General features: G+C 68.3%; 20 protein-coding genes. 9 read left to right on the forward strand and 11 right to left on the reverse strand.

Translation table 11 applies throughout. From position 1 onward, the window contains the following. Nucleotides 1-2 precede the first annotated feature (2 nt). Nucleotides 3-911, reverse strand: a complete 909-nt coding sequence (locus NE2_RS27860; RefSeq protein WP_063030865.1) for a hydrogen peroxide-inducible genes activator — start codon at nt 909-911, stop codon at nt 3-5. 133 nt (nt 912-1,044) lie between these two features. Between NE2_RS27860 and NE2_RS27865 the strand changes: the two genes are divergently transcribed. The 3 genes from NE2_RS27865 (at nt 1,045) to NE2_RS27875 (ending at nt 2,981) form a co-directional block, all read left to right on the forward strand. Next, a complete protein-coding gene (locus NE2_RS27865) occupies nt 1,045-1,632 on the forward strand; it encodes a peroxiredoxin (protein WP_030517257.1) in 588 nt (195 codons plus the stop codon). Nucleotides 1,633-1,656: 24 nt separating this feature from the next. Beyond that, the gene (gene ahpD / locus NE2_RS27870; RefSeq protein WP_063030867.1) at nt 1,657-2,196 is read left to right on the forward strand and encodes an alkylhydroperoxidase, AhpD family; all 540 of its coding nucleotides are present in this window, start codon (nt 1,657-1,659) and stop codon (nt 2,194-2,196) included. 89 nt (nt 2,197-2,285) lie between these two features. Beyond that, entirely contained in the window at nt 2,286-2,981 is a 696-nt protein-coding gene (locus tag NE2_RS27875; protein ID WP_063030897.1) for a PhzF family phenazine biosynthesis protein, read from the forward strand. Here NE2_RS27875 and NE2_RS27880 read toward each other — a convergent pair whose 3' ends face one another. The 4 genes from NE2_RS27880 to NE2_RS36010 all read right to left on the reverse strand — a co-directional run bounded on the left by NE2_RS27880 (nt 2,982) and on the right by NE2_RS36010 (nt 6,048). Then, nucleotides 2,982-3,632, reverse strand: coding sequence for a DUF5134 domain-containing protein (locus tag NE2_RS27880; RefSeq protein WP_063030869.1), 651 nt, complete (start codon nt 3,630-3,632; stop codon nt 2,982-2,984). It lies immediately after the preceding gene. A gap of 124 nt (nt 3,633-3,756) precedes the next feature. Then, nucleotides 3,757-4,980 carry an aminotransferase family protein gene (locus tag NE2_RS27885; protein ID WP_063030871.1) on the reverse strand — a complete coding sequence of 408 codons (1,224 nt, stop codon included), beginning with the start codon at nt 4,978-4,980 and terminating at the stop codon, nt 3,757-3,759. Between the two features lie 127 nt (nt 4,981-5,107). After that, nucleotides 5,108-5,740 (reverse strand): Pr6Pr family membrane protein, encoded by a 633-nt coding sequence (locus NE2_RS27890; protein ID WP_063030873.1) that lies wholly within the window; start codon nt 5,738-5,740, stop codon nt 5,108-5,110. Nucleotides 5,741-5,859: 119 nt separating this feature from the next. Continuing rightward, entirely contained in the window at nt 5,860-6,048 is a 189-nt protein-coding gene (locus tag NE2_RS36010; RefSeq protein WP_146165314.1) for a hypothetical protein, read from the reverse strand. Nucleotides 6,049-6,186: 138 nt separating this feature from the next. On the opposite strand from NE2_RS36010, the gene hrpA reads away from it, so the two are divergent. Then, complete coding sequence (gene hrpA, locus NE2_RS27895) at nt 6,187-10,296, forward strand: ATP-dependent RNA helicase HrpA (protein WP_063030875.1); 4,110 nt, start codon at nt 6,187-6,189, stop codon at nt 10,294-10,296. 17 nt (nt 10,297-10,313) lie between these two features. Here the strand turns inward: hrpA and nrdR are convergent, their stop codons facing one another. The 3 genes from nrdR to NE2_RS27910 all read right to left on the reverse strand — a co-directional run bounded on the left by nrdR (nt 10,314) and on the right by NE2_RS27910 (nt 12,833). Next, nucleotides 10,314-10,790 (reverse strand): transcriptional regulator NrdR, encoded by a 477-nt coding sequence (gene nrdR / locus NE2_RS27900; RefSeq protein WP_063030877.1) that lies wholly within the window; start codon nt 10,788-10,790, stop codon nt 10,314-10,316. 160 nt (nt 10,791-10,950) lie between these two features. Further along, nucleotides 10,951-12,204 carry a hypothetical protein gene (locus tag NE2_RS27905; RefSeq protein ID WP_063030879.1) on the reverse strand — a complete coding sequence of 418 codons (1,254 nt, stop codon included), beginning with the start codon at nt 12,202-12,204 and terminating at the stop codon, nt 10,951-10,953. A gap of 137 nt (nt 12,205-12,341) precedes the next feature. Further along, complete coding sequence (locus NE2_RS27910; protein ID WP_063030881.1) at nt 12,342-12,833, reverse strand: LysM peptidoglycan-binding domain-containing protein; 492 nt, start codon at nt 12,831-12,833, stop codon at nt 12,342-12,344. Between the two features lie 287 nt (nt 12,834-13,120). On the opposite strand from NE2_RS27910, the gene lexA reads away from it, so the two are divergent. Then, nucleotides 13,121-13,891: a transcriptional repressor LexA gene (gene lexA / locus NE2_RS27915; protein WP_233429893.1), complete on the forward strand. Its 771-nt coding sequence runs from the start codon at nt 13,121-13,123 to the stop codon at nt 13,889-13,891. 71 nt (nt 13,892-13,962) lie between these two features. On the opposite strand, the gene NE2_RS27920 is transcribed toward lexA, so the two are convergent. Together NE2_RS27920 and NE2_RS27925 are read right to left on the reverse strand one after the other, a co-directional pair. Then, complete coding sequence (locus tag NE2_RS27920) at nt 13,963-14,952, reverse strand: cytochrome c oxidase assembly protein (protein WP_063030905.1); 990 nt, start codon at nt 14,950-14,952, stop codon at nt 13,963-13,965. Between the two features lie 68 nt (nt 14,953-15,020). After that, complete coding sequence (locus NE2_RS27925) at nt 15,021-16,034, reverse strand: cation diffusion facilitator family transporter (RefSeq protein ID WP_063030883.1); 1,014 nt, start codon at nt 16,032-16,034, stop codon at nt 15,021-15,023. A 346-nt stretch (nt 16,035-16,380) separates the two neighbouring features. On the opposite strand from NE2_RS27925, the gene NE2_RS27930 reads away from it, so the two are divergent. The 3 genes from NE2_RS27930 to NE2_RS27940 all read left to right on the forward strand — a co-directional run bounded on the left by NE2_RS27930 (nt 16,381) and on the right by NE2_RS27940 (nt 19,008). After that, complete coding sequence (locus NE2_RS27930; protein WP_030517270.1) at nt 16,381-16,716, forward strand: histone-like nucleoid-structuring protein Lsr2; 336 nt, start codon at nt 16,381-16,383, stop codon at nt 16,714-16,716. Nucleotides 16,717-16,891: 175 nt separating this feature from the next. Then, a complete protein-coding gene (locus NE2_RS27935) occupies nt 16,892-18,190 on the forward strand; it encodes a diguanylate cyclase domain-containing protein (protein WP_063030885.1) in 1,299 nt (432 codons plus the stop codon). Nucleotides 18,191-18,195: 5 nt separating this feature from the next. Beyond that, nucleotides 18,196-19,008, forward strand: coding sequence for an SAM-dependent methyltransferase (locus NE2_RS27940; protein WP_167356788.1), 813 nt, complete (start codon nt 18,196-18,198; stop codon nt 19,006-19,008). 9 nt (nt 19,009-19,017) lie between these two features. On the opposite strand, the gene NE2_RS27945 is transcribed toward NE2_RS27940, so the two are convergent. Beyond that, the gene (locus NE2_RS27945; RefSeq protein ID WP_063909505.1) at nt 19,018-20,028 is read right to left on the reverse strand and encodes an alpha/beta hydrolase; all 1,011 of its coding nucleotides are present in this window, start codon (nt 20,026-20,028) and stop codon (nt 19,018-19,020) included. Between the two features lie 227 nt (nt 20,029-20,255). Here NE2_RS27945 and NE2_RS27950 point away from each other — a divergent pair. Next, nucleotides 20,256-20,657 (forward strand): SRPBCC family protein (locus tag NE2_RS27950; RefSeq protein ID WP_507756634.1); only part of this gene is annotated, 402 nt, incomplete at its 3' end.

Here is a 20,657-nt window from a genome sequence, read left to right on the forward strand (position 1 = left end):
TCTCATATCGGGCGTTGTGCCCGAATGATTTCCGCCAGCTGTTCGTAGTCCTCCACGCGTGCGGTCGAACCCCGGAAGACCAGGCCGATGGTGCGCCCCGGTGCGGGCGCGGCGAATCGGGCGATATCCAATGTGCCACGGGAGGTTTCGGCCGCCACGGCCATCTCGGGAATCAGCGTCACCCCGAGCCCTCCGCCCACACACTGCACCACCGTCGTCAGCGAGGCCGCGCGAGTATCGCCGACCGGCCCCGGGCGCACGTCCTGCGACCGGCACAGATCCAGCGTCTGATCACGCAGGCAGTGCCCCTCGTCGAGCAACAGCAGCGGCAGCTCGTCCAGGGCCGCGGGCTCGATGTCGCTCCGCCCGGCCAATTCGTGTCCGAGGGGCGTGACCAGGACGAATTCCTCGGTGTAGAGCGGGATTTCGACCACGCCGGTGGCCTCGGACGGCAGTGCCATCATCGCGACGTCGAGGACGCCGCTGCGCAATCCGTCGAGCAGCCGGGCGGTCTGATCCTCGATCACATGCGGCACCAGAGCCGGCAACCGGCGGCGCAGTTCCGGCAGCAACGCGGGCAGCACATAGGGCGCGACGGTGGGGATGATGCCCATGCGCAGGGTGCCGCCGAGACCGTCGCCGGCCGCGGTGGCGACGAAGCGGTCGGCGGCCTCGAGCGTCGCCATCGCCTGCGGCAGCAACCTTTTGCCCGCGGCGGTCACCAGCACCCGGCGGGTGCTGCGCTCGATCAGCTGCAGGCCCAAACCGTTTTCCAGTGATGCCAGGGCCTGCGATAACGTGGGTTGGCTCACATTCAGATGAGCCGCGGCGGTCCCGAAGTGGCGGTATTCCGCAATCGCCACGAACGCACGCAGCTGTGACAGGGTGGGCTGATAAGTCTGATCAGTCACGCCTATCAGTATAGTGCAACTGATCACCTTTACCTTTTATTGGTTTTTGGGCATGATCGACAGCGAAAGCTTCGACGGTGTCCCGCACCAGGGCGACCCGTCACCCGTGCCCCATCACGACGAAGGAGACAACATGGCTCTGCTGACCATCGGCGACCAGTTCCCCGCCTACAACCTGACGGCGGTCATCGGCGGTGACCTGTCGAAGGTGAACGCGCAGCAGCCCGACGACTACTTCACCCAGGTCTCCAGTGACGACTACGCCGGCAAGTGGCGCATCGTCTTCTTCTGGCCGAAGGACTTCACCTTCGTGTGCCCGACCGAGATCGCCGCCTTCGGCAAGCTGAACGAGGAGTTCGCCGACCGTGACGCCCAGGTCCTGGGTGTGTCGGTCGACAACGAGTTCGTGCACTTCCAGTGGCGCGCCCAGCACGAGGATCTCAAGACCCTCCCCTTCCCGATGCTGAGCGACCTCAAGCGTGAGCTCGTCACCGCGACCGGCGTGCTGAACGCCGACGGTGTCGCCGACCGCGCGACCTTCATCGTCGATCCGAACAACGAGGTCCAGTTCGTCTCCGTGACCGCCGGTTCGGTCGGCCGCAACGTCGACGAGGTGCTGCGCGTGCTCGACGCGCTGCAGTCCGACGAGCTGTGCGCCTGCAACTGGAAGAAGGGCGACCCGACCATCGACGCGGGTGAGCTGCTGTCCGCGAGCGTCTGATCACCGAAAAGGAAGTTCCTGCCCGTGTCTGTTGAAAACCTGAAGAATTCGCTTCCCGAATACGCCAAGGACCTCAAGCTCAACCTGTCGTCCATCGCACGGTCGACCGTGCTGAACGAACAGCAGCTGTGGGGCACCCTGCTCGCCGCGGCGGCCGCCACCCGGTCGGCCACCACTCTGCGCGAGATCGGCGAGGAGGCCGCCGACACCCTGTCCGCGGAGGCCTACAACGCGGCACTGGGCGCCGCCTCGATCATGGGTATGAACAACGTGTTCTACCGGGGCCGGGCGTTCCTCGAGGGTCGTTACGACGATCTGCGCGCCGGGCTGCGCATGCAGATCATCGGCAATCCGGGCGTCGAGAAGGCCGATTTCGAGCTGTGGTCGTTCGCGGTGTCGTCGATCAACGGCTGCCAGCACTGCCTGGAGGCCCACGAGAACACCCTGCGCGAGGCCGGCGTCTCGCGCGAGGTGATCTTCGAGGCGCTGCGCGTCGCCGCGATCGTGGCGGGCGTCGGCCAGGCCGTGCAGGCCAGCGAGACGCTGGCCGCCGCGGCGGTCTGAGGCACCGTCGAAACGCATTCCACCGGATGCCCCGTCCCGTCCATCGGGGCGGGGCATCGCGCGTGTTGCTCCGGGTACGCTGGGGCAGCATGAGCCAATGGGAAAGCGACGGCGCACAGGTTGAGGTGGTTCGGGTCTTCACCGACGTCACCGGCCGGCTCGGTAACCCACTGGGCATCGTGCGCGCGGGGGCCGTGGCCGCGATCGATCACCAGTTGCTGGCGGCGCGAATCGGCCACAGTGAGACGGTGGTCGTCGACGATCCGGTGGCCGGGCGCGCCCGGATGCGCATCTACACCCCCGCACGGGAGCTGCCGTTCGCGGGACATCCGATGGTCGGCGCGGCATGGTGGCTGGCCGATCAGGGGCATCCCGTGAAGATCATCGATGTGCCCGCCGGTCCCGTCGAAATCCAGATGCTCGACGACGGTCTGGTCTGGATTCGCGCCCGCGCCGAATGGGCGCCCGAATTCACCTTCGACGAATTCTCCGACGCCGCCTTCCTCGACACGGTCGATCCGCGCCACTTCACCGACGGCCAGCACTACGTGTGGGCTTGGACGAACGAGGCGCGCGGCGCCGTGCACGCGCGAATGTTCGCTCCCGCCTTGGGAATCGCCGAGGACGAGGCGACGGGCGCGGCCGCGATCGCACTCACCGCGAAATTGCGCCGCAGCCTGATCATCACCCAGGGCTTGGGTTCACAGCTGTTCACCGAATGGGATTCCGACGGCTGGGTGCGCCTGGGCGGACGCGTCGTGGCCGATCACCCCATACTCCTCTGATCAGGCGACGGCGGCGATCAACATATAGGCGGTCCCGAGATCCATCACGACGTGCGGAACGGCGCCGAGGGCGCCCGGTGTGCCGGACGGATGCGAAATACTGTGCCGCAGTGCGATTCTCGTACGCGGGAACAGCAGCAGTAGGCCGTCGAGCGCGAACAGCCCGGCCACGATCGAGACGGGTACGACCGGCGGGCCATCCGCATCGCTCATATCCGGGTGCCCCATACCGTGATGATGTCCGGCCATCACCCATAGCATCGCCGCCGCCGCGACCAGGTGGTAGACCACCGCCGGGAGCCGGAATTCGGCGCCGTCACCGCCGGATGCCATGCGCCAGTGCGCGATTCGCACGATCGACAGGCCCGCGTACACGACGATCATGGCGATGAGCACCCCGCGGATCGCATCGGGCGCGGCAGCCACCGGGAACAGCAGCATCGCGAGCATGACCAGGCACATCACGAGATGGGCCGCGTCGGATTCGTGCGCGTCGACCTCGCTCGGCCAGGTTCCCGGCCGCTGTCCGCTCGCGTCTCCCGGCGTCACCGGCACCGCCACATGCCGTACCAGAACGATGCCCGCCGCGGCGACGAACGCCATGACGACGCCCCAGCGCAACACCTCGTGCTCGGTCACGAAAGACCCCACACCCCACCACCTTCCGCCGCGGCGCGTTCGCCTTCGCACCCATGCTCGCACGGCGCGGCGGTGGGCACCGCCCATCCGGCGGCCCGGAGGCACCGAAGAGGCAGCCGTGGGGCAGACCGTGCGCTCAGCCCAGCGCGCGACCGATCGCCGCCGCGAGCTCGCCGATCTGCTCGTCGGTCATGACGAACGCCGGCGAGATCTGCAACGCGCCCTGGCCGGCGGACCGGGTGGAAACGCCTTCGGCGCGTAGCGCTTTCACCATGGCCGGCCCCTCGGACGGATCGGCGAGTTGTACCCCGGCCACCGCGCCCAATCCACTGCGGACCTGCGCCACGCGCGGATGTCCGGCCAGCGGCGCGAGGTGGTCGTGCAGCAGCGATTCGATGTTCTTGCTGGCGTCGAGCAGATGCTCGCGTTCGATGATGTCGAGATTGGCCATCGCCGCGGCGGCCGATCCGGCGTGGCCGCCGTAGGTGTAGCCGTGCCGGAACCACACTCCGCCACCGAAGAACGGTTCGGCCACTCGCGGTGCCACGAAGACCGCACCCATCGGCAGATAGCCGGACGTCAGGCCCTTCGCGGTGGTCATCAGGTCCGGTTCGAGCCCGAAACGAGTGGAGGCGAACCACGATCCGCCGATCCGCCCGAAGCCGGTGACGACCTCGTCGGCGACGAAGAGGATGTCGTTGTCGCGGCAGAGGCGGCGAACCTCGGAGAGATAACCCTCCGGTGGCAGATACACCCCGCCCGCCCCGATGATCGGCTCGCAGAAGAACGCCGCGATCCGATCGGCACCCACCTCGTCGATCAGCGCCCGCAGCGCCTGCGCCTGATCGAATTCCACCGTGCGGGTATCGGCCATCAGCTCGCCGTAACCCTCGTGATTGCCCTCGATGCCGGCCAGCGCCGTTCCGGCGACGTGCATTCCGTGATAGGCCAGCCGGCGGCCGACCAGCAGCGTCTTGTCCGGACGGCCCTGCTCGCGCCAGAACCGGCGGGCGAGTTTGGCGGCGGTGTCGACCGAGTCGGATCCACCGGAGGTGAACATGATCTTGCTGCCGGGCACCGGCGCCAGCTCCGACAACCGCTCGGCCAGCCGCTGCGTCACCGGCGCGGTCAGGTCGCCGAAGTTCGAATAGTGTGCGAGCGTCGACAATTGCGCCGCGACCGCGTCGGCGATCTCGCGGCGGCCGTGACCGACATTGGTGAACCACAGCCCCGCCGTCGCATCGAGATACCGCCGCCCGGCTTCGTCCCAGATGTAGGCGCCCTCACCGCGGGCGACCACGAAGGCGCCGTCGCGCTCCACCGCGCCCATATCCGCGAATCCGTGCCACAGCGCACCCATGCTCGGCTCCTCTCCCCGTCGTCCGGTGGCGATGGGCACACCCGATCGCCCGCGCCGCCAGACTACCCGCGCGACGCCCGACGAGGCCGGGTCGTCCGGCCCGCGCAATCGACCGGCAACCGCAGGGTCAGACCGGAACGGGGGCCTCGCGACGGTTGTGCAACGACCCCACCCACGCCACCGCGATCGCCAGCAGCGCGATCACCGCGGCCAGCATCACCACCCCGATCAGCAGCGAGACATACCCCTGCACTCGGGGGTCCAGGAACGGATACGGATACCAGTCCACGATCTCGCCGCGGACCAGGCTGTAGGCGCAGAAGGCGATCGGGTAGATCAGCCACCCGCCGATCAGCGCCGCCGAGACCCGCAGCCGCGCCGACACCAGAATCCAGTCGGCGACCAGCACGATCGGCAGCACCCGATGCAATGTGTCGTTGATCCACTTATCGGTGAGCATCACATCGATGTTCGCCAGCAGCACCGCGTAGATCACCCCGGTGATCAGCAGATACAGCGTGCCCGCGCCGCGCACCACCTGCCAGCGCCGCGCCGCCGGATCCAGCAGACCCCCGATCAGCAGAACCAGCACACCGGCGATATTGGATTCGATGGTGAAGTAGCTCACGTAGTTGCCGAGCGAGAATCCGGGCGATCCCCACGCACGGAGCGGAATCCACAGCAGCGCAACAATTCCCAGCACACCGAACGCGATCCGCAGGATCCGGATCCACATCGGCGTTCCCGCACGGCCGATCATCGTACGATCCTCGCATACCGGTCGGCCCGCCAGGCGGTTTCACCACCGGCGCCCCGGCCACCGGCAGACGACGAACCCTGCCGCCGGCGTAATCCGGCGGCACGGAAAGGCTTCCGGGTCTAGGCGGATCCGACCGGCGACGTACGCTGCCTCGTCGCGGGCTCCGCCGCCACCGGCCGGCGCAGCGTGTGCGACGCGGTCGTCGCGACCGCGCGCACCCCGTCGCGGACCAGAGCGGCGATGCCCAGCAGCACCGACACCACGCGCAGTCCACGGACCCACATCGGCGTTCCGGAACCAGCAGTCATGACCCGATGGTGACATAACCGGCCCCCGCGGGGTACCAAGATCATCCGATAGCAACGATTCGGTTATCTTCACCGTCCGGCGCCCCGACCAGCGCGGGAACGGGCCGGACGGCCGGTTTCGCTACGCTGGTCGATGCAATGACCTCGACTGCCACCACCCGCGAGCTGCGCGCTCGCCTGGCCGACCTCTCTCTCCGCGACGAACACCGGCTGCGCCGACGGCTGGACAAGGCACACGGCAACGACGGCGAGATCGAACGGCTGGAGCGTGAGATCGCCGCCGCGCAGGCTCGCATCGAGACTCGCCGCGGCGCGGTCCCGGCGATTCGCTATCCCGAACAACTGCCGGTCTCGGCCCATCGCGACGATATCGCCGCGGCGATCGCCGCCCATCAGGTCGTCGTGATCGCCGGTGAGACGGGGTCGGGTAAGACCACGCAGATCCCGAAGATCTGCCTCGAACTCGGGCGCGGGATCCGCGGCACCATCGGCCACACCCAGCCGCGGCGGCTGGCGGCCCGCACGGTGGCCGAACGCATTGCCTCCGAACTCGATACCGAGCTCGGCGACGTGGTCGGCTACACCGTGCGCTTCACCGATCAGGCCTCCGATCGCACCCTGATCAAATTGATGACCGACGGCATCCTGCTGGCCGAAATTCAGCGCGACCGGCTGCTGCGTCGCTACGACACGATCATCATCGACGAGGCGCACGAGCGCAGCCTCAATATCGACTTCCTGCTCGGCTATCTGAAGTCGCTGTTGCCGAAGCGTCCGGATCTCAAGGTGATCATCACCTCGGCGACCATCGACCCGGAACTGTTCGCCCGTCATTTCGCCGATGCGGACTCCGGGGAGCCCGCGCCGATCGTCGAGGTGTCGGGACGGTCCTATCCGGTCGAAATCCGGTATCGCCCGCTGGCTCCGGACATGGCCGGCACCGACGACGAGGACGACTTCGAGGAGGAGCTGGCGCCGCGCCGCGCCCGGCAGAGCGGGCGCGGCAGCGCCGAGGACGCTCGCGACCAGACCGATGCCATCGGCGACGCGGTCCGCGAACTGCTCGCCGAGGGCGACGGCGACGTGCTGGTATTCCTGTCCGGTGAGCGCGAGATCCGCGATACCGCCGACACGCTGCGCGATCTGAAACTTCCGCGCACCGAGATCGTTCCGCTCTACGCACGCTTGTCGGCGGCCGAACAGCATCGAGTCTTCCAGCCGCACACCGGCCGTCGTGTGGTGCTGGCCACCAACGTCGCCGAGACCTCGCTCACCGTGCCGGGTATCCGCTACGTGGTGGATCCGGGCACCGCGCGCATCTCCCGCTATTCGATGCGCACCAAGGTGCAGCGCCTGCCGATCGAACCGATCTCCCAGGCCTCCGCGCGGCAGCGTTCCGGGCGCTGCGGACGCGTAGCCGACGGCATCTGCATCCGGCTCTACTCCGAGGAGGACTTCGAGGCGCGCCCCGCGTTCACCGAACCGGAGATTCTGCGCACGAACCTGGCCGCGGTCATCCTGCAGATGACCGCACTGGGGCTCGGCGACATCGAGAGCTTCCCGTTCGTCGAGGCGCCGGACCGGCGGGCGATCCGCGACGGTATCGCGCTGCTACTGGAACTCGGCGCTCTCGGGCGCCCCGCCGAGGCGCCCACGCCCGCTCGCGGTGCGCGCCGTCGCCGCGGACGCGGCAGCGAAGGCGCCCCCGGGGGCCATGTGCGCGCGCCGGAGGGCGGGGACGAGCTGGCGCTCACCGCGGTGGGACGGCAGATGGCCCAACTCCCGGTCGATCCGCGGATGGCGCGCATGCTCGTCGCCGCCGAGGCGAACGGATGCCTGTCCGAGGTGCTGGTCATCGTCGCGGCGCTGTCGATCCAGGACGTGCGGGAACGGCCGGCCGAATTCCAGCAGGCCGCCGACACCAAACACGCCCGCTTCACCGTCGAGGGCTCGGATTTCCTCGCTTATCTGCGTTTGTGGGACTATCTGCGCGGACAGCGGAAGTCGTTGTCGTCCAACCAGTTCCGGCGACTGTGCCGCGACGAGTTCCTGCACTACCTGCGCATCCGGGAATGGCAGGATCTGCAAGGGCAGCTGCGCACCATCACGAAAAGCCTCGGCTGGTCGGCCGCGGAATCCATCGCGCCGCAACAGAATCCGGACGCCCTGCCGTGGGACGGGGACTCGATCCATCGCGCGCTGCTGGCGGGCATGCTGTCGCATATCGGGGTGCGCGAGGCCGAATCGCGGGAGTTCCTCGGTGCGCGCGGCGCGAAGTTCATGATCTTCCCCGGTTCGACGCTGGCCAAGAAGCCGCCGCGCTGGGTGATGGCGGCCGAACTGGTGGAAACCTCACGACTATGGGGCCGGATGGCCGCGCGGATCGAGCCGGAATGGGCCGAACGGCTCGCCGGCGATCTGGTCAAACGAAACTACTCCGAACCGCACTGGTCCTCCCGGCGCGGCGCGGCGATGGCCTACGAGCGGGTCACCCTCTACGGCATTCCGCTGGTCACCCAGCGCCGCGTCGACTTCGGCCGCATCGATGCCCAGCTGTCGCGCGAGCTGTTCATCCGGCACGCACTGGTCCAGGGCGAATGGCAGACCCGGCACCGGTTCTTCCATCGCAACCGCGAACTGCTCGACGATGTGGCCGATCTGGAGCATCGGGCACGGCGGCGCGACATCCTCGTCGACGACCAGGTGCTGTTCGATTTCTACGAGCAGCGCATTCCCGCCGACGTGGTGTCGGTGCGGCATTTCGACAGCTGGTGGCGCAAGGCCGAGCGCGAGGATCCGCATCTGCTGGACTTCTCGACCGCCACCGTGGTCAATGCGCAAGCGGCCCAGCTGGATCCGGCCGCCTACCCGGACAGCTGGCGGCAGGGCGAGCTGACTTTCCCGCTCACCTACCAGTTCGAGCCGGGACAGGCCGACGACGGCGTGACCGTGCACATCCCGGTCGCCCAACTCGCCCACGTTCGTGCCGTGGGCTTCGACTGGCTGGTTCCCGGCATGCGCGAGGAACTCGCCGCCGCACTGATCAAGACACTGCCGAAACAGCTGCGCCGCAGTGTCGTTCCCGCGCCGGACTTCGCGAAGGCCGCGTTGGCGCGGCTGACTCCGCGCGCGGAACCATTGCGCAGCGGACTGGCCCGCGAATTGTCGGCACTGGCGTCGACCTCGATCGCACCGGCCGACCTCGACCCCGCCGCGCTGCCGGATCATCTGCGGATGACATTCGCCGTCGTCGGTCCCGACGGCGCGCACCTCGCCCGCGGCAAGGGCCTCGCAGCCTTGAAAACTCAACTGTCCCAGCAAATTTCACAGTCGGTGGCGAAGGCGACGAGTGCGGCCGAGAAGGCGCCGGCGACGGTGTGGACGGCGCAGACGCTGGGCACCGTGCCGCAGACCGTTCGGCGTGAGGTCGGCGGCCAGACCATCACCGGCTATCCCGCGCTGGTCCGCGAGGGTGACGGGGTGGCGGTGCGAGTGTTGTCCTCACCGGCGGCACAGCGTGCCGCGATGCGCACCGGCACCCGGGCGCTGCTGCTGCGCGAGATGCCGGCCGCGCAACGCTCGGTCACCTCGGGGCTGTCGGCCGCCGATCGCCTCGCGTTGAGCCAGAACCCGTACGGATCGCTGGAGGCGCTGCTCGACGACTGCCGCGCCTGCGCCGCCGACGAACTGATCGCCGCACACGGTGGCCCGGTGCGCAGCCCGGAGCAGTTCACCCGGCTCGTCGAGCAGGTTCGACCGCAGTTCGCCGGTGCGGTCGCGCGCATCCTCGCGCTGGTGGTTCCGGTGCTGGCGGCCGCGCACCGGGTGCGCGCCGCTCTGGCCGACACCACCGATCGCGATATCGCCGACGATGTGGCCGGGCAGCTCGACGACCTGGTCTTCGCCGGTTTCGTCAGCGAATTCGGCAGTGCCCGGCTGCGCGAGATCCCGCGGTATCTGCACGCCGCCGAGGCACGACTGCTCGCGCTGCCGGCCTCGGCCGATCGCGATCGCCACGGCGCGGCCGAACTGGATCGGGTGCACACCGCCTACGCGCGGTTGCTCGACCGCCTCCCGGAGGCGCGTCGCACGGCCGCCGACGTCACCGAGATCTGGTGGATGATCGAGGAACTGCGGGTGAGCCTGTTCGCCCAGCAGCTGGGTACGCCGTATCCGGTGTCCGCCAAGCGAATCGTCAAGGCCATCGACGGCATCGGCGCGGCGCCCGCCGCCACCCGGCCCCGCTGATCACCCGGCCGCGTTGATCAGTCGGCGCCGGCGGGCACCGATCGTTCGGCGCGATGGCGGCGCAGATCGGCGATCTCGCGTTCGAAATCGTCGGCGGAGCTGAAGGACCGGTAGACCGACGCGAAACGCAGATAGGCGACCTCGTCGAGATCGCGCAACGGCCCGAGGATGGCCAGACCGACTTCGTGGCTCGGCACCTCCGGAGAGCCCTTCGCTCGCACCGCATCCTCGACCTGCTGGGCGAGCAGGTTCAGGGCATCGTCGTCGACCTCACGCCCCTGGCAGGCGCGGCGGACGCCACGGATCACCTTCTCGCGGCTGAACGGTTCGGTGACACCGCTGCGTTTGACCACCGAGAGGATCGCGGTCTCGACCGTGGTGAAGCGGCGACCGCACTGCGGACACGCGCGGCGGCGCCTGATCGCGCTGCCTTCCTCGGCCTCACGCGAGTCGACCACCCGCGAATCCGGGTGCCGACAGTACGGGCAATGCATCCGGGATCCTTCGTCGATGCCTGCGTCGGTTCGCGACGAGCTGCCTGCCCTCGACCTTCTTCCGCCGAAACAGCCGCACTCACCACGTATGTCCTGAGCGTCTTTCAGGATACCCGGACGGTGTTCGGCACGGCCCATGCGGACCCGCGACCGGGGCTGCTCACGCCGTCAGTTGCCACTGGCTCGTCAGGTCGGTGAGCAGATCCGGCAGGCGATTCAGCAATCGCCCGGCGGCGAGATCACCGGCGAACGGCACCGACAGCACCTGGCGTGCCAGACCCGGGGTGGCCTGCATCCGTTCGTAGCACGGCACCAGATCGCCGGTGATGTAGGTCCAGCGCGGGTCGCGGTCGGCCCAGTTGAAGTCGGGCAACGGGGTGCGCAGCGTCATCGTGCGACCGTCGACCTCCGCCGAGACGGTGGTCGGTGCGAACACACCGGGTGCGCGCACGCCGGGTACCGCCGGCTTTGCCGCCACGGTGCTGACGTAGGTCATCACCCGGCCCATAGCGCCCCGCCCCTGCGACGTCACATCCCATTGATCGGCGATGATCTGATTCTGTTCGCGATCGGTCATCCGCATCAGCGCGTCGTTGTATCCGGTGACCGTGCCGGTGGCGAGCGAGCGCCAGGCCTGGACGGCATTGTCGTCGAGCACGCCGGCGGCGTACATCTCCTCGATCGCGGGCAACCCTCCCGCGACATAGGCCTCGTGCATCGGCACCTGGTCGAGGAAGATGTGCTTCTGCATGATCATCAGCCGGGTCTGGAACCATGCCAGATCCTCGGCGGTGAGCCGGGGCCCCTCGCTCGCCAGGAGCCGGATGTCGGCGGGTAGCGCCGCGACGAGCTCCGGCGGTGTGGCTCGCAGCAGATCCGCGACCGCGCCGCCGAGCTGGTGGATACCCGGCACGCTGAGAATCGTTGCCACATCGCTCATGTCGAAGAAGCCGGAGGCGAACGAGCCACCCGCCAGTCCGGCCAGCCCGGTCCAGTAGAACTCGGGGTGGGCGGTCGTCAGCCGCAGGTAGTTCACGTAGACCTGGGTGAAGGTGCGCGAATTGGCGGCAACTCCCCGGATCGGATCCCACGCGGCCAGGTCGATATCGGCACCGGCGGTCGCCACCGTGAGCCAATACTGATGTAGCAGTGCCGCATACCGCGACGGTGCGACTCCGTCGCCGCGGGCCTGGTCGAGCGCCGCGCGCAGCGTCGAAATGTCCAGCGGCAGCTCGGGATTCAGGCCACCGGCGCTCTCCCCCGCCCCGTTCACCACGGGAATGTCCAGATATGCGGTGTATCCCGCCTCCGCGCGTACCGCGGGCGCCGCGGCACCGGCGATGACGAAACAGATGAGCAGTGCGGCCGCGTGTGCGAACAGTCGCGGCAGCGCCCGCTGGAGGGTGTGCGCCATGATGCCTCGTCCTCGAAATCTGTTGGCGGCGAATGTAGCCCCGATCACATTCCGAGCAGAGTAGCAACATGTTTCAGTTCTGGATCAATAAATCCGGCCACGCGGATTCGCGGTCATCGAGGCCCCCGACCACGGCGTTATCGCGATGCCGGAACCACGAGAGTGCGTCCGGCGGCCACCTCGGCGCCACGTAATCCGTTCAACTCCACGATGCGGGCCACCGTGTCGCGCACCGGATCTCCCGGCGCCACCCGCTGCGCGAGGTCGGCCAGCGACTCACCCGGCTGCACCTGGACGGTCTGGGTGGACGCCGGACCATCCGCGTCGCGCAGCTGTGCCAGGCCCATCAGCCCACAGACCGCCGCCGCGGTGAGCAGGGCGGTCGCCGCGAGGGTCGCGAGCCCGATTCGCGCTTGTTCCACCCGCTGGAGCGGATGGGGCCCGCGGGCCGGCGCGGCGGCGGGCACTCGGTCGTAGCCCACCACAGCGTGCGGGCGATCCAGGCCGCGAGGACGCCGCAGGTCGGCCCGGCCGCGGCGCCGGACCGGCCGCACGGTGCGGACGGGGGCACCGCCGGCCGAACCGGTCCGGGTGCCGATCGTGCTGAATTCATCGACCGCGGTACGCATCTGACGACCTCCATGAATGCTGTGACGAGTGCTGGGCTGATGGATCACAGGGATATGAGAGTGGTGGCGTATTCGCTCATCTGTTCGACGAACTGATGTTCGAATTCTTACCACGCCGGACCGACAAAGTCACCAGCCACGCCGACATGCGTCGAACAGATGTTTGAAACCTGGCCGCGGGCGGACTACATTCGAAACACGCGATCCGGCGGCGCCGGCAGAACCCGGCGCCGGCAGAACCCGGCAGACACACGCCCCGGCAGACAGACGAATGGAGGACGGCGAGCGTGAGCGAACGTACGGTGGTCGGACACGAGGAGGCGGCCGGAAGCGGCACGGCCTCCCCCGACGGCGCCCCGGCGCCGGCCGGTGACACCGAAACCCCCGGCAACGGAGCGGATCTCACCGACCGCCAGCGCAAGGTACTCGAGGTCATCCGGACCTCGGTGAGCGAACGCGGCTATCCCCCGAGCATCCGCGAGATCGGCGATGCGGTCGGACTCACCTCCACCTCGTCGGTCGCGCATCAGCTCCGGGCACTCGAACGCAAGGGGTATCTGCGCCGCGATCCCAACCGTCCCCGTGCGGTCGACGTCCGCGGCCTGGACGAGACCGCCGTGCGGGCGGCCGGTGCCGCGCCGGTGCTGCGCGCGGTGGCGACCGAAACCTCGGATGCGACCCCGGCGCCCACCTATGTGCCGGTGCTGGGCCGCATCGCCGCCGGTGGGCCGATCCTCGCGGAACAGGCCGTCGAGGACGTGTTCCCGCTGCCGCGCGAACTGGTCGGCGAGGGTTCGCTGTTCCTGCTGAAGGTCGTCGGCGAATCAATGGTCGACGCGGCGATCTGCGACGGCGACTGGGTGGTCGTCCGCCAGCAGAATGTCGCCGACAACGGCGATATCGTCGCGGCGATGATCGAGGGCGAGGCGACGGTCAAGACGTTCAAACGCACCGGCGACCAGGTCTGGCTGATTCCGCACAACCCGCTGTTCGATCCGATCGACGGTAACGACGCCCAGATCCTGGGCAAGGTCGTCACGGTGATCCGCAAGATCTGAGTGCGCGAGATCCGGGTGCGATAGCCCGGCCGGTGGCAGGAAGCGGTAGCCGTCCGGACGGGCGCATTCCGTCAGCGCCGGAAGCGGTCGCGCAGCACGGGATCGTTTTCCCACCACAGGCCGCTCTGGACCGGTGCCTCCGCGCTCGCCGTCGCCGCGGCGGGCGCGGGCGAGGTCCGCGCGTCCGCGTCGGCCGGTGGCGCCGAAAGCTCTTCGGCCGCATCGAGTTCGGCGTCCATTTTCGCGGCGTTGCGTCGTTCGTCGGCCGCCCACGACCGCATCAGCGTCAGCAGGTAGGGCAGGCCGAGCACGTCGCCGAGCACCCAGATGATGCCCGCGCCGATGATCTGATCCATGCGCAGATCGGGGCCCCACGTCCGGCCCACCTCGGTGTAGTAGTCCACCGCGACCAGCGGCCCGAACCACAGCACCAATCCCAGCACCCCGTCCGCCAGCGACTCGAAAACCGTGATCAACAACGAGAGGGCCTGCGAATAGCGGTGCGGCACCGGATCGGTCTGCAGCCGCGAATAGAAGTACAGGAAGCCGACGGCCACCAGCAGCATTCGGGTGAGCGCGTCGACCACGCCGTGCCGCAGGACGGCTTCGTACCACGGGGTCAGGATCAGCAGCCAGGGAGTGGCCAGGATGGCGATCGAGGAGATCAGCGGATAGGTCACCACCCGCGCCGGCGCCGAGGCCAGCACGCGTTCCATCCGCGCTCGTCCGGCCGCGCCCAGCGAATCCCGCACCACGGTCAGCGGCCGCCCGGTCGCCAGGCCGAACGGCACCACGTAGAGCAGCAGCAGGATTTGCAGTGCCCGCATCCAGAAGAGGGTCCCGGAGTACACGCCGATCACGCTGACGCCGGTCAGCAACCACACTCCGAGGCCGACCGCGCCGAACGCCCAGCTGCGTCCCGCCGACTCCGTGCTACCGCGCCGATCGGCGCGCCGGCGAGCCAGGCCGTAGCCGAGCCCCAACCCGGCGGTCACCACGATGGTCGAGGTGTCCCAGCGCCATTCCTCGATGACGGACTGCACGGTTAGCGGCGTGTCGATCCATCCCACGGCAGCCAGTATCCACCCGGCGTCCCGGGGCGTTTGCGCCGGTCCGGCGGGGTGTCCGGTTAGTTCCGATTACCGGATTCGTGGGCGTGCGCGACATCCTGCGACCGGTGCGCGGGGCCGTGCGACTGGGCGCAGTGGCCACTCGAACCGGCCCCGAGTTCGATCAGTTCGGGCTGTGCGTGATCCACCTGCAGCGTGGCGTGCTCGATGTGATGGTCGGCGGCCAGCCACTGCGCCAGATCCTGACGCACCGCGTGACAGTCGCGGCCGGGCTCGACCAGCACGTGCGCCGAGAGCGCCGGAGACCCCGAGGTGATTTCCCAGATGTGCAGGTCGTGCACCTCGACCACCCCGTCACGGGCGGCCATACCCACACCCACCGCAGCCGGATCGATATCGGCCGGGGCGGCCTCGAGGAATATCCGGCTCGACGCGCGGACCAGGCCGACGCCCGCCTTGACCATCAGCGCGACCACCACCAGCGTCGCTATCGCGTCGGCGCGTTCGAATCCGGTGACCATGATGATCACTCCGGCCACCGCGGTCGCGAGGAAGGCGTAGAGATCGGTGAGGATGTGCTGGAACGCGCCCTCGACATTCAGGCTGCTGCGATTGGCCCGGGAAATCATCCAGGTGGCGGCAAGATTCACGACCACACCCACGAGCGCTGTGGTGAGTACGAGCCCACCGGTGACCGACGGCGGCTGGATCAGGCGGCGGATCGCCTCGTAGAACAGCCAGGCCGACAACACCAGCAGCGTCAGGCCGTTGGCTTGCGCGGACAGGATTTCGACCCGCTTCCAGCCGAAGGTCATCCGCCCGGCCGGCGGTCGCGCCGCGAGACGAATTGCCCACAGCGCCAACGCGATCGAGGCGGCGTCGGTGAGCATGTGCGCGGCATCCGACAGCAGGGCCAGTGATCCGGCCACCACACCGACGACCACCTCGCCGAGGAGGAAGACCACGATGACCGCGAGGGCCCCGGCGAGCCAGCGCCGATCGCTGTCGGGAGTGGCGTGCGCATGACTGTGCGCATGCCCGTGACCCGAGCCGTGTGTATGTCCGGCGCCCATGCCCGAAACTCCTCTCCGTCGCTTCGCTCGTCATCATATGCATACATCGCTATGTGTGCAATATCCCCTGCTCCGCGCGCCGCGAGGCCCGGGAGCCGGGTACCCGCCCACCGCTCCCTTTATCCGAACCGCGCGATCCGAACTCCCGAGTAGTGTCCGAAGACCGCGAGCATTCCGATAACTTTTGCCGTGCCCGCACTAAATACGTCCCGCCGATTCTTTTCGCATTCCGGGAACATTCACGATCGAAAACGCCCGAATAGCACCGGATTCACTACGGCCGACCGCACTACGGTACGGTATACACAATCCCAGTTGCTCCGTGTCAGTGCGAAAGGGCTCGATCATGGCCAAGAAAGTCACCGTCACACTCATCGATGATTACGACGGGAAGTCCAAAGCGGATGAGACCGTGCAGTTCTCGATCGACGGTGTGGCGTATGAAATCGACCTCTCGACATTGAATGCCGGGAAGCTGCGCGGGGCACTCGAACCCTGGACGGAAAAGGCCCGCAAGGTCGGCCGCTTGAAGTCCGGCGGTGGCACCCGCACCAAGTCCGCGGCCGACCGCGAGCAGACGGTGGCGATCCGGGAATGGGCCAAGAAACACGGCTATAACGTCTCCGCGCGCGGCCGCATTTCCTCCGAGGTTGTCGCCGCCTATCACAAAGCGAGCAAGTAGCCGGCATCCGATCTTTCCACCGAGATCGCACGCCGTACATACCGAGCGGGCCCGCAGCATCACGCCACAGCCGTGATCTTGCGGGCCCGCTCGGCGCGGTAATCTGGTTCTCTGGTTCGGCGCCGCGCCGTACTCACAAGTCGCTGGGAGTAGTTCCGAGGCGGGGTTGGTGTGCATGACAGGGGAAACCGGGGTCGGTGAACTGGCTCGGCGATGGCGTATCGCCATCGCCGACACCGGTTTCGTTCCCATGTCCATGCGCGAGCTGGAGCACCTGCTGCTGGGGTTGCTCCAGCAGCTCGTCACCATCGTGCGGGCGGAACCGTTCGACGCGGCGCCCGCGGCCGCGATCGGCGCCGCGCTGGTGCGCGCCAACCTCACCGATCCGCAGGTCATGCCCCGCTCCGCCCGTGCGCTGACGCCGCTGGCCACCACCACCTTCCCCCCGGGCGATCGGGTGCTCGCCGTACTGGGTGAGATGGCCCGCGGATATACCGAGGAGTTACTCGCCACCCGGGCACGGCATCAGGAAATGTTGCACTCGGCGATGGCCGATGCCCGCAATGCCGCCGAGGCGCGATTCCGGGTGGTATTCGACAATGCCGCCATCGCCATCGGCATCGGTGACGCCGAGGGCCGGGTGGTCGACGTGAATCCGGCCATGGCCGCGATGCTGGGCGTGAGCCGCGAGTATCTACTCGAACGCGGTGTCACCGATCTGATCCATCCGGACGACCGAGTGGAATTGCGGCGCCGCGTGCTGGGCGAACTTTTGCACGCCGGCTCGGGCACGGTCCGGATGGAATTGCGCTATCCCCGGCCCGGAGGTGTCGACGGGTGGGCCACCTGGGCGATCACCCTGGTGCCGGCGACCGGCGGGCGCGCGGCCTATCTGCTGGTGGTCGGCGAAGACACCACACAGCGGCGGGAATTGCAGGCCGAATTACATCGCCAGGCCCGCCTGGATCCGCTCACCGGCCTGCCCAATCGGCGGCAACTGGTGGAAGTGCTCTCGGCCATCATCACCGACGCCGAGACCGAGGACTGCATCGGCTTGTGTTTCATCGACCTCGACGGATTCAAATCGGTCAACGACACCTACGGCCACGGAGTGGGTGATCGCCTGCTGGTCGCGGTCGCGGACCGGCTCTCGGCGGCCGTCCCGGCGATCCTGCTGGCCCGGGTGGGCGGCGACGAATTCGTCGGGCTGGTGCGACCGACCTGCGATACCGAGCACATCGCCACGGTCGCCCAGCGCCTGCTCGACGCGTTGGCCGAACCCATCCCCGTCGACAACCACGACCTGATGATCTCGGCCTGTATCGGCGCGATCGTCACCCCGGTCACCGGCACCGACGCCGAGCGGCTGCTCGATGCCGCCGACGCCGGGCTGTATCGCGCGAAGGCCAGCGGACGCAACCGCTGGGTCCTTCATGCGACCGATGTCGCCGCCCGGGTGCGCGGCCTAGGATGAGCTGCGTGCAACCCCTGTTACCCGACTGGGCGGCCGACGACATCGACCCCAGGATTCCCAGCCCGGCGCGAGTTTACGACTATCTGCTCGGCGGATTCGCCAATTTCGAGGTGGATCGGGCGGTCGCCGCGCAAATGATCGAGGTCATTCCCGAAGTCCCGCGCACGGCCCGCGCCAACCGCGCGTTTTTGCAGCGTGCGGTAGGTTTTCTCGCCGAGGCGGGTATCGACCAATTCCTCGATCTGGGCTCCGGAATTCCGACCGCGGGCAACGTGCACGAGATCGCGCAGCGCGTCGTGCCGGGCGCGCGAGTGGTCTATGTCGATATCGATCCGGTCGCGGTGACCATGAGCCGCAAGCTGCTGGCCGACAATCCGAACGCCACCGCGGTGCACGGCGATTTCACCGATATCGATGGGGTACTGGAGCATCCGCAGGTCCGGGAGCTGCTGGATTTCCACCGGCCGGTCGCCGTCCTGCTCGTATCGATGCTGCATTTCGTCGCCGACGATGCGCTGGCCGCGACGGTATTCGAGCGACTACGCGCCACCATCGCCTCCGGAAGTTATCTGGCGCTGTCGCATCTGACCAGTGAGGGACCGCCCGAGCAGATGGACCGCATGCTCGCGGTGACCGAACGCGTCACCGGCCGGGGCGATCGGCTGCGCACCCGCGCCGAGATCATGGAACTGCTCGGCGATCTGGTTCTGGTCGAACCGGGCCTGGAATATCTGGCCCGGTGGCGACCGGATCCGGACGAACCCCTCTCGGAGGTCCGGCCCCTCGACGGCTATGCGGGTGTGGCCCGCAAGCCCTGATTCGGGCTGCTAATCGGCGAGCGCCCGCGCGAAACTCGGCCACGCCTCGTGCAGGGACCGCTCCCAATACGGCCAGTCGTGCAGCCCGCCCGGCGTGTAGCGGTAGGTGGCGGGAATTCCGAGAGCCTCGGTCGCGTCCTGCAGGCGCCGGGTGCACTGCGCGACCACCGATTCCAGCGCACCGCCTCCGGCGGGATCGGCGACCGCCGGGCCGTTCGTCGCACCGCCGGGGTGCGGCATCCCCGCGGTCACGAAAAGCTCTGTCCCCCGGAGCTTTTCCAGATTCGCCGTGGTGCTGGGATCGGCGTCGATCCAGCCGGGCGAACCGTCCGGTCCCCACATGTTCCACGGATTTCCGCCGCCGGAGGCCACCACCGCCTGCACGAAGCGCCGGCCCGGATCGGTTCCGGTCTGGGCGCATCCGCTGAACGACCCCACCGCGGCGTACAGTCCGGGAGCAGCCTGCGCCAGCTCGAGCACCGATGTCGCCGACATCGACACCCCCGCAATCGCATTGCGGCCCGAGGTGCGCAGCGCGGCGTCGACGAGCGGCGGAAGTTCCCGCGTCAGGAAGGTCGTCCATTCGTTGCGGCCCAGCACCGGATCGTCGGCGAGCCAATCGGTGTAGTACGTGTAGCGGCCGTCGAGGATGTTCACCACGGTGACGTCCTTGTCTGCGGTGAAAGCGTCGATGTCGGTACGGGTTTCCCATGAGGTTTCGATGCCGCCGGGCCCGATGCCGTCCTCCGCGCCGTCGAGCAGATACAGCACCGGAGCCGGCCGCGAGGTGTCGGCCGGGCGCAGTACCCGCATGCTGATCGTGCGGTCCATGGCCGCCGAATACACGACGAGCGTGGCGTGGCGGGCGTCGGTATCGATGATCCGGTCGACCCGGGATCCGTCCGCGGACGCCGATCCGTCGGTCGCCGCGGCGACGCCGCTCGACAGCGCCACCACGGCCGCCAGCGCCAGGCACAGCACCGCCGGGCGCCGGTACCGTGACCCGAATCGCCTGCTCATCCAGCTCACACATCCTTTTCCGGCGGCGTCCGGCACCGTTGTGACGCGGGACAGCCGCTGGCTCAACGATCGGAGCAGCGGACGACGTTCCGTTCCGGACTGCGACGCACATCACCCATCGGAGGATCGGCGGCGAACTCACAACCGTGCCCCCGGGCCGTCCGGGAATTGTCACAAGGCATCTTCTGCGCGAAATCAATCCCGGTTACAAAGGAATTCCCGCCGGTGTGCTCGAAGAACCGGCCCGCGAGAAGTGTAAGAAGTTGGCTACCGAGGTTTTCGACACCGCCGTCGAGCTGCCGGTCGAGCGCAGCGCCGTCTGGGAGCTGCTCATCGACCCGCAGCTGTATCCGCGCATCTTCACCGGGATCGGCGCCTGTGAACGGCTCGAGACCGTCGCCGACGCGCCGCTGTGGCAGCTGCGCATCGGAACCGCCGACACCGAGATCCGGACGCTGTCGCTGACCGTGCGGGTGGGCCCGCGCGGGGAGGCCTTCGAGTTGTACTGCGCGGCGACCGGAAGTTTCGCCTCCGTGCGGCTGCGCGATATCGAGGGCGGCACCCGGGTCGTGATCACCTGTTTCGCCGCCGGCCGGATACATCCGGTCGCCGCGCGCGCCTCGACCGCC

Origin of the sequence: Nocardia elegans NBRC 108235 (genome assembly GCF_001612845.1) — a bacterium.
Taxonomy (GTDB): domain Bacteria; phylum Actinomycetota; class Actinomycetes; order Mycobacteriales; family Mycobacteriaceae; genus Nocardia; species Nocardia nova.